Source organism: Paenibacillus endophyticus, from assembly GCF_014192395.1.
Taxonomy (GTDB): domain Bacteria; phylum Bacillota; class Bacilli; order Paenibacillales; family Paenibacillaceae; genus Pristimantibacillus; species Pristimantibacillus endophyticus.
This window is the reverse complement of record NZ_JACHXW010000020.1, coordinates 123,757-132,766: the sequence shown is the minus strand read 5'-3', so window position 1 is coordinate 132,766 and position 9,010 is coordinate 123,757. Positions and strand designations below refer to the sequence as shown.

Here is a 9,010-nt window from a genome sequence, read left to right as displayed (position 1 = left end):
TGATAGGTTCGGGGTGGAAGCACAGCAATGTGTGTAGCTGACGAATACTAATCGGTCGAGGGCTTATCCTAAACACGTTTACTCGGGCCCATACACCCGGTAGACAGCAGCAGTAAAGGTTCAGCAAACCTTATCTTTCGTATCCAGTTTTCAGGGCGCAATGTGCCTGTCCGTGCTTAAACGTTAGATCTTACATAAGATTCAAGTTTATGCTTAGGGCCCTTAGCTCAGCTGGTTAGAGCGCACCCCTGATAAGGGTGAGGTCGGTGGTTCGAGTCCACTAGGGCCCACCATATTTTCCCTGATAGCTCAGTTGGTAGAGCACTCGACTGTTAATCGAGTTGTCACAGGTTCGAGTCCTGTTCGGGGAGCCAAGTTTGGAGAGATACCCAAGTGGCTCAAGGGGACCCTCTGCTAAGGGGTTAGACTGCGTAAGTGGTGCGAGGGTTCGAATCCCTCTCTCTCCGTTCTCTATTTTTTCAAGGCCCGTTGGTCAAGTGGTTAAGACACCTCCCTTTCACGGAGGTAACAGGGGTTCGAGTCCCCTACGGGTCACCAATATTTTTTTGTAACGACGCGGGGTGGAGCAGCCCGGTAGCTCGTCGGGCTCATAACCCGAAGGCCGCAGGTTCAAATCCTGCCCCCGCAACCAATCACCTTTCAAAGGTGGACATAATGGATATGCCGTTGTAGCTCAACTGGTAGAGCAACTGACTTGTAATCAGTAGGTTGGGGGTTCAAGTCCTCTCGACGGCACCACTTTTTCTCTAGATACTACAAGGTATTACAAAGTAGTATCGCAAACCGCCTATAAAGGCGGACATAATGGATGTGCCGTTGTAGCTCAACTGGTAGAGCAACTGACTTGTAATCAGTAGGTTGGGGGTTCAAGTCCTCTCGACGGCACCATCTTTTCTCGGGACGTAGCTCAGCTTGGTAGAGCACCTGGTTTGGGACCAGGGGGTCGCATGTTCAAATCGTGTCGTCCCGACCATCTAATAAACAATGAACAACATATAAACCGCTATTTCAATAAGTCCACTCGACTTGCGAAATAGCGGTTTTTTTTGTGCATATATGGGGAAATTAAATCGCAGTATGCCATTTACCCGCCAAAGTGGAACAGATGAAGGAGGTCACTGCTGTTGAGTTTGAAACTAAGAGTAATAACATGGTGTGCCCTGCTTTTATGCGTAATAAGTCCGATATCCGCTTGGGGACAGCCTGGCGTATATCACTTCGGCTTTAAGAAAAGCGTGGAGGGACGGTTGCCTTCGATAGACGAGGAGGGCTTCAAAAGCATCGTTATGAAACACGGAGCGCTTTTTTTAGGCAACACAAGCCAAAAGGAGCTTTATCTCACCTTCGATAATGGCTACGAGAATGGATTTACTCCACGTATACTGGATGTGCTTAAAGAGAAGCAAGTGCCTGCCGCTTTTTTTGTTACCGGACATTACGTCAAAGATCAGCCGGAGCTTATTAAACGGATGGCGGCGGAAGGGCATATCGTGGGGAATCATTCTTGGAGCCACCCTGACATGTCGCAGCTCTCACAGGATAGCATTAAGACTGAGCTTGAGAAAGTAAAAGCACAAGTTGAGATACTCACCGGTCAAAAGGAAATGAAATACCTTCGACCGCCAAGAGGAATTTTTAGCGAACATGTACTTGCAGCGAGCAAGCAGCTCGGGTATACGAATGTATTCTGGTCTGTTGCCTATAAGGACTGGGATGTTAATGCGCAAAGGGGATCCCAATATGCGTACAGCGAAGTAGTGAAGCAGCTTCATCCCGGAGCGATCATATTACTGCACTCGGTATCGAAGGATAATACGGAGGCACTTGGTCAAATCGTGGATGAGGCTAGGCGGCAAGGGTATGAATTCAAGAGTCTTGATCAGCTGTCAACCGAGCAGAACCCAACGAATTAGCAGCAAAAGCCTTAACTCCTTGCGAGTTAAGGCTTTTTTGCTGCAAACCTATATTCACATGCTGAAGCTTGGCGTATGATCAAGTGAAAAGCAGGTAGGGTAGAAGCCTGAAATGTCTTTAGAAAGCTGCCCTCAATCCGTGATTTCCCGCATATATCCGTTTTGCGGCAGACGCTATAATGAAAAAGAGTGTGTCTAAAGCAAGGTGAGTCGAAAGAGGTGTAAGAGGATGATGAAGCAGATGAAGGCAAGAACCGCTGCTCAAAGGTTATTTTATTCGATATCGCTTAAACATCGCATTTGGTTGGCTTTTGTCATTCTCATTATGTTCGGAATTACAGCGACCGGAAGCATTGCTTATTTGATTGCCTCTAAGGAAATTCAAAGCAACGCGCTCAAGTCCAGCCAGGAGACAGTGAATCAATCCGCCCAAATCGTGAATGAAAGGCTCAAAAACATTGGCATAGCAGTAAGAGCGCTTATGTTCAGCGACCCTTTCAAGCAGGTGATGACCGATGCCCAGAATAAAGACAGCAGCCGATATTACAAAACGTGGACGGCGTTGCAGCCTGTTTTTTCGCAGGTGAAATTTAACGATTCCATGATTGACAGCATTCTGATTGCTTCGCCGATCGGTGATTATTATCATACCTCGAACGTTCGTGATACAGAGGAGTCTTTTTATGAATCCGACTTATACGATCATTTCAAGGATATCAAACGAGGCTTTTGGACGAAAGGCCATGAGGATGCTTTTTTTATGGACAAGCAGAACGTGATCTCGCTCGTTGTAGAGGGCGTTAATGATTTAGGAGAGGTTTCGACGGATGTGTATGTGGTCATTAACGTGAAGGAAGATGATTTGCTGGATTTGTTTATGGAGAATCTCTCGACCATAGAGAAACAATACTATTTCGTTGACTCCGCAGGGGACGAAGTGAATATGTCGAGGCAAACAGAGGCCATGCCTATTACGAAGCAGGCTGGATTTGTAAATCAGCTGACGGATGCCATGAGCAGCTCGTTTTTCTTCAGCGACAGCAGGAAGGAGTATTTGGTCAACTATTCTCGGCTTGAAGCCAAGGAGGATTGGATGATTGTCGGAGTTCAGTCGCGAACAGATCTGCTTGCCAAGCTGAATGGCATCAAGAGAGGCACATCATTTTTCATATTAGGCTTCCTGCTGCTGTCTTTATTTATTGCGAACAATCTGACATATGTGCTGCTTAGGCCATTATTCCGCTTGCAGAAATTAATGAAACGCGTAGAGGAGAACGATCTTAGCGTGCGTTTCGAGAGTGAGTACAAGGATGAGGTGTCCCAGGTCGGTTTCCGCTTCAACCGCATGCTGGATGAAATCCAGCAGTTAATTGCGGATATGAAGATTAGGGAGAGGGAGAAACGAAAAGCAGAGATTAAAGCGTTGTCGGCTCAGATGGATCCGCATTTTTTCTATAATACGTTAAATACGATTTATTGCAAATCAGTGCTTGGCGAGAATGAGGATGTTAATGAAATGATATTAGCGCTTTCGCAAATGTTCCAGCTTAGCTTAAGCGGCGGCCGGGATCTTATTACGCTGAATGAAGAGCTGGATCATGTTCGGCAATATTTGGCGATCCAGCAGTTATCCTATGAGGAGCTGTTCGTTTGTCATTTTGAAGTGCAGCCTGAGCTTCTTGAATACGAGATACCAAAGATTATGATTCAGCCGCTTGTAGAAAATAGCATTTTGCACGGCTTCCAGAACCGTGTGTCGGGCGGAGAAATTCATATTGTTGCACATGTGGAGGAGCAGTGGCTGTATTTGAAGGTGGAGGACAATGGCGAAGGTCTCGTACCGGAACGGCTCAAGGCAGATATCATTCATCCAACAACGCTAAAAGAAGGCTATGCGCTTCGTAATGTTTATCATCGATTGCAGCTCTATTATGGCGAGCTGCAGCGAATGGAGATTAGCAACAATGAACAAGGCGGAGCAGTCGTCGAGATTTGGATTCCGAGACAAATGGAAGGGAATGGATCAGATGAAACAGCTGGTTAAACTATGTATCGTTGACGATATCCGCAGCGTGGTAGACATGTTCAAAAACAAAATCCCATGGGGGCAATACGGAATCGAGGTCGTAGGCAGTGCAATGAATGGCGAGGAAGGGCTCGAAGTCATTGCGAGAACGAAGCCGGATATTATTCTAACTGACATTCGCATGCCTAAGATGGACGGTCTGGAGATGACGCGCCGTATCGTAGAAATGCTGCCGCATAGCAAAATTGTTATATTAAGCGCGTATACTGATTTTGAATATGCGCGTAAAGCAATTCAATACGGTGCGCTCGACTATGTAAAGAAGCCATTTTCGATCGATGACATCATTAAAGTTGTCGTCAAGGCGAAAGAAGCGTGGGAGCAGGACAAGCAGGACAGGCTTCATGTCGTCGAGCTGGAGAAGAAGATGAAGGAGAGCTTGCCGGCGCTTCGACAGGAGTATATGTCATTGCTTGTGCACCATCAGACGGATGAATCAGATATCGCGCAATGGTGGGGCTTTCTAGATCTGCCGCCTTTGCCGGCGCCATATGCCGTGATGGTTATTCAGATCGATCAATTTATGGATAAATACGGATCGCTGGTCGTAAAGGAGCTGGAGCTTGCCCGGTTCTCTCTGCAAAATATCGTGGAGGAAACGATGTCCGCCTATACGCCGTCAATTGTGTTTCGGGAAACACTCAACCGCTATGTTTGCATCCTTCATGTGCAGTCGCATGAGCATCTCATTCAGCTTGCTGACGCTTGCTGCGAGAATATCGCGAATTATACGAAATTTACGATATCGATTGGAATCGGACAAGAGGCAAGCCAAGTGCGTGAGCTTCCACGGAGCTATCAGCAGGCGCTCAGCGCGTTATCCTATCATTTCTATACCGGAGGCAATGGCGCATTCCTCTCCAGCACTCATACGCAAGCAGGCTCAGCAGCGTGGGTATATACGGCGGATAGCGAGAATGAGTTTCTATTCAGCTTCCGTTCCGGCAATCGGGAGAAGACGATAGCGTGGCTGACGGCTATATTCGATGAGATGCAGAATCAGGACGTACTGCCTGAGCCCAGCGACGTCGAGCATTTGTTTCACGGGCTTTCTCTCAAAATGCTTCGCGTATTGCTAGAGAAGCTGCCGCGCGAGCATTTGGCGGAATTCGAAGCCAAAGTCAAGGAAGCCAGAGGGGGCAGTCGCGCCTCTCTGCTCGAATACCGCCAATGGCTGATTGAATTATGCGATATTGGCTGCCGGCTAGTAGATAAAGAGCATGCCAGTGAATCGCAAAAAATCATTTACCGATCCATCGAATACATCAAATCGAATTTGGAAAAGGATTTGACTTTAGAGCATTGCGCCAGGCAAGCCAATCTGAGCTGGGGCTATTATTCGAACTTATTTAAAAAAGTGTCAGGCACCACCTTTCAACAATTCGTTACGCAAGCAAAAATCGAAAAAGCCAAGACGATGCTCATCGATGATTATCAAGTACAGGAGATCGCACAGGAGCTCGGCTACGAGCATCGGCGCTATTTCAGCGAGGTGTTCAAAAAACAAACGGGCCTGACGCCTACCGAATTCAAGGAAATTTCGCTCGGCAGATCGGCCAAAACCGAATGAATATAAACACGAAATATCTGCCCCTATTCGCAAACTACCCTCATTACCCATTTTGGGAGGATCTTTTATAGTTAAGGAGCTAGCAATAAAGCTTCACCTACAAAGGGAGGATTACACATGTACAAAAAAATCGGAACGGTTGTGCTCAGCGTATTTCTAGCGGTTGCACTGGCGGCATGCGGCAATTCAAGCAACAACGCTGGCAACGAAGCGACGAATAAGCCAGCTGAATCAGATGCAGCTACAGCCCCGGCCAGCAACGAGAAAAAAACAAAGATCGTATACTGGACCGGGGATCGCCATGACATGGATTACATTAAAGAGGTTATTCAAAGCTTCAATGACACGAATGATTCCAACATCGAGGTAGAGATGGTCGTTAAAACAGACGACTACAACCAAGCGATTGATCTTGCCTTTGCTTCCGGACAAGCGCCGGATTTGCTTCGCGTCAAAGAAAATACGATCCAAGCTTACGTAACAAAAGGCTACTTGGCTCCAATCGATGATCTGATGACCGAAAAAATGAAGCAGGAGTTCCCGCTCATTCAGGACTTTAATCAAATTGGCGGCAAAGTGTACAGCTTGCCGAACTACGGTTCAACACTCCGGCTCGTGTATAACAAAGAATTGTTCGCCAAAGCAGGCATTGCTTCACCTCCGAAGAGTCTAGCCGAAATGGTTGACGCAGCTAAAAAAATTACGGAGGTAGGCAAAGCGGATGGCGCATACGGCTTCGCCTTGAACTTTAAAAGCCCCGACAGCGCATTCGGACGTTCGGCTCGCGTCATTGCGGAAGTAAGCGGAATCGGCGGCTTCGGCTATGATTTCAAAACGGCACGTTTCGACTTCACAGGCTTCAAAGACATCATTCAAGCTTATAAACAAATGTATGACGATGGCAGTACGCTTCCCGGCATGGAAGCGCTTGATATCGATCCGCTACGCGCACAATTCGCAGAAGGCAAAATCGGTATGTATATCTCCTTCTCATCGGAGCCCGGCGTCTACAAAAACCAGTTCCCAGCGAAAATCGAATGGGCTGCGGCACCTGTGCCTTCCATTGACGGAACCATCAAAGGCGTAAGCTCTTTTGTAGGCGGTCAGTGGCTTGCAATCAACAGCTCCTCCAAAAACCAAGAGGCGGCTTGGAAGTTCATGGAGTATATGTACGCAGATGAAATTCTGAAAACATACCATGAAAAAGGTTTCGGCATCTCGATGGTTCCGTCCATTTCCGCTGTAGCAAGCAAACCGGATATTAACGGCATTGAGGGCTTCCTTCCAACTGAAAATGATGGAACCTGGCCGCTGAATCCGACTGTGACCGTGGAAGGCATCAAAAGCAATGACGCATTCTTCAAATATATGCTCGGCGAAGGTAATTTGGATGAGATCATCAAAGACTTAAACACAAGATACAATGCGGCGCTCGATAAAGCGATTGCAAGCGGCGAGGTTAAAGCTGAGCCTAAGCCGGATTTCGATCCGATGAAGCTAGGCGCGAAATAATCGCATGGCTATGAATGAATGAGGAGGGTGGAGTGCAGACTCCGCCCTTTCCTATCTCTAAAAGACAGACTGTACGGGAGTGGAAACGATGAATAAAGTGCGTCAGATCGGGTTTTCTTATGCGTTCCTTTTTCCGAGCTTTATATTAACGCTGGTTCTCGGCATTTATCCGCTTGGGTGGGCCATCCGCTATATGTTTTATGATTATAAAGGGTATGGAGAAGCGAAATTTACGGGCTTTTACAATTTTCAAAGGCTCCTGAGAGACACGCAGTACTGGGAATCGGTAGTCAATACGTTCGTGTATGCAGGCGGCAAGCTTATCATTACGATCCCTCTTTGCCTAGCGCTCGCGGTTATTTTAAACCAGAAGCTGAAAGGTCGGAATTTTCTTCGAGCCATTTATTTCATGCCTACGATTATTAGCTCGGCCGTTATGGCAGTTGTGTTTTTTATCATCTTTAATTCCTATAATGGCATATTGAATCAATATTTGATGAAGTTTAATATTATTTCCGAAAGAATCGACTGGCTCGGTCCGAAACACGCGATGATGACCACGATCTTGATTGCCGTGTGGGGCGCCGTTGGGAATTACATGCTGTTATTCCTAGCAGGTCTTCAAAATATTCCGAATGATGTCTATGAGAGCGCATCGCTTGACGGAGCAAACAAAAGGCAGCAGTTCTGGTATTTGACGATTCCGATGCTTGGCCCGGTGCTGCAAATCGTCATTATGCTCGCCATCATCAACTCGTTAAAGGGCTACGAGACGATTATGGTACTGACCGAAGGCGGGCCAATCGGCAAAACAGAGGTCATGTATTTGTACGTGTATAAGCTGTTTTTCCCGACCCCGTCCTCAGGTACCGTTGTAGATCAGCAGTTTGGCTACGGCAGCGCGGTAGGGTTTACGACAGCCGTTATCGTGGGCATTATTACGCTTCTGTACCACATGCTGTCAAAACGATTGAATAAGATGCAATAAGGGAGGACGCTATGAAGACGGAAGCAATACCATACACGAATAAGAATATGAGACGAAATCCGTTTCGCGAAGGCGGCTGGGGAGGACGCGTGCTCCTCTGGATCTTCCTGCTGGCAACGGCGCTTCTCATCCTTTTCCCTATCGTTGTGACCTTGTTCGGATCCTTTATGTCCAATGCGGAGCTAACGACCGGGGGAGCGATCCTTCCTTCGGTCTGGCATTTCGAGAATTTTGCGGAGGCTTGGGTACAGGCTAACTTCTCGCGGTTTACATGGAACAGCCTTATGCTAAGCGGCGTGACGACGATCGGTACTCTCATAGTCGCTTCCATGGCGGCTTATGTCGTAGATCGGATGAATTTCCCTGGCAAAGCGTTGTTTGTCGCTATCCAAGCTTCTACTATGTTTATTTCTATCGGAGCGGTTGTTATTCGCCCGCAATATGAGCTGATGATCAAGCTGCATCTGCATACCTCCTTGTGGGGTGTCATTCTTATTCTGATTAGCGGACACGCCTATATTTTCTTTATTTTGCTCAGCTTTCTCAAGGGGATTTCGAGAGAGCTCGATGAGGCTGCTAGAATTGATGGCTGCTCCAATGCGGGCATCTTCTGGAAAATTATTTTGCCGCTGCTTCGACCAGGTCTTGGGGTAGGCGCATTGTTCACATTCTGTGGGGCTTGGAATGAATATTTGCGGCCGCTCGTGTTCACGATGAATACTCCCGAGCTGCAAACATTGACCGTAGGGCTGTCCTATTTGCGCTATGGGGCATCGGCTGCGGTACAGACGCACTATATGCTTGCAGGGGCATGCTTGTCGATTCTTCCTTTGCTCATCGTCTATATGATCGCTAACAAATCTTTTATGCAGATGACGGCTGGATCACTTAAAGGGTAAGGAAATAACGAGGCGTGCATG

The 9,010-nt window shown here is 47.3% G+C and carries 6 protein-coding genes and 8 tRNA genes; all 14 read left to right on the top strand.

Annotated elements, in window-relative coordinates; genetic code table 11:
• Positions 1–216 precede the first annotated feature (216 nt).
• The 14 genes from FHS16_RS25125 to FHS16_RS25060 all read left to right on the top strand — a co-directional run bounded on the left by FHS16_RS25125 (position 217) and on the right by FHS16_RS25060 (position 8,989).
• Positions 217–293, top strand: a tRNA-Ile gene (locus tag FHS16_RS25125).
• A 5-nt stretch (positions 294–298) separates the two neighbouring features.
• Positions 299–374, top strand: a tRNA-Asn gene (locus tag FHS16_RS25120).
• 5 nt (positions 375–379) lie between these two features.
• Positions 380–467 (top strand) — tRNA-Ser (locus FHS16_RS25115).
• Between the two features lie 16 nt (positions 468–483).
• Positions 484–558: transfer RNA gene (locus tag FHS16_RS25110), tRNA-Glu, on the top strand.
• A gap of 17 nt (positions 559–575) precedes the next feature.
• Positions 576–652: transfer RNA gene (locus tag FHS16_RS25105), tRNA-Met, on the top strand.
• 31 nt (positions 653–683) lie between these two features.
• Positions 684–759, top strand: a tRNA-Thr gene (locus FHS16_RS25100).
• Positions 760–833: 74 nt separating this feature from the next.
• Positions 834–909: transfer RNA gene (locus tag FHS16_RS25095), tRNA-Thr, on the top strand.
• Between the two features lie 8 nt (positions 910–917).
• Positions 918–994: transfer RNA gene (locus FHS16_RS25090), tRNA-Pro, on the top strand.
• Between the two features lie 148 nt (positions 995–1,142).
• Positions 1,143–1,934: a delta-lactam-biosynthetic de-N-acetylase gene (gene pdaA / locus FHS16_RS25085; RefSeq protein ID WP_376769703.1), complete on the top strand. Its 792-nt coding sequence runs from the start codon at positions 1,143–1,145 to the stop codon at positions 1,932–1,934.
• Between the two features lie 229 nt (positions 1,935–2,163).
• A complete protein-coding gene (locus FHS16_RS25080; protein ID WP_183569319.1) occupies positions 2,164–3,978 on the top strand; it encodes a sensor histidine kinase in 1,815 nt (604 codons plus the stop codon).
• Entirely contained in the window at positions 3,899–5,590 is a 1,692-nt protein-coding gene (locus FHS16_RS25075) for a response regulator (RefSeq protein WP_246431949.1), read from the top strand. Before FHS16_RS25080 ends, FHS16_RS25075 begins: the two co-directional genes overlap by 80 nt.
• Positions 5,591–5,707: 117 nt before the next feature.
• Entirely contained in the window at positions 5,708–7,102 is a 1,395-nt protein-coding gene (locus FHS16_RS25070; RefSeq protein WP_183569317.1) for an ABC transporter substrate-binding protein, read from the top strand.
• Between the two features lie 88 nt (positions 7,103–7,190).
• Positions 7,191–8,090, top strand: coding sequence for a carbohydrate ABC transporter permease (locus FHS16_RS25065; RefSeq protein ID WP_183569315.1), 900 nt, complete (start codon positions 7,191–7,193; stop codon positions 8,088–8,090).
• Between the two features lie 47 nt (positions 8,091–8,137).
• Positions 8,138–8,989 carry a carbohydrate ABC transporter permease gene (locus FHS16_RS25060; protein ID WP_183569338.1) on the top strand — a complete coding sequence of 284 codons (852 nt, stop codon included), beginning with the start codon at positions 8,138–8,140 and terminating at the stop codon, positions 8,987–8,989.
• Positions 8,990–9,010 lie beyond the last annotated feature (21 nt).

Coding starts and splice junctions, on each gene's coding strand:
- FHS16_RS25080 (WP_183569319.1), top strand. CDS start 2,164: ATGATGAAGCAGATGAAGGCAAGAACCGCTGCTCAAAGGTTATTTTAT.
- FHS16_RS25075 (WP_246431949.1), top strand. CDS start 3,899: ATGAACAAGGCGGAGCAGTCGTCGAGATTTGGATTCCGAGACAAATGG.
- FHS16_RS25070 (WP_183569317.1), top strand. CDS start 5,708: ATGTACAAAAAAATCGGAACGGTTGTGCTCAGCGTATTTCTAGCGGTT.
- FHS16_RS25065 (WP_183569315.1), top strand. CDS start 7,191: ATGAATAAAGTGCGTCAGATCGGGTTTTCTTATGCGTTCCTTTTTCCG.
- FHS16_RS25060 (WP_183569338.1), top strand. CDS start 8,138: ATGAGACGAAATCCGTTTCGCGAAGGCGGCTGGGGAGGACGCGTGCTC.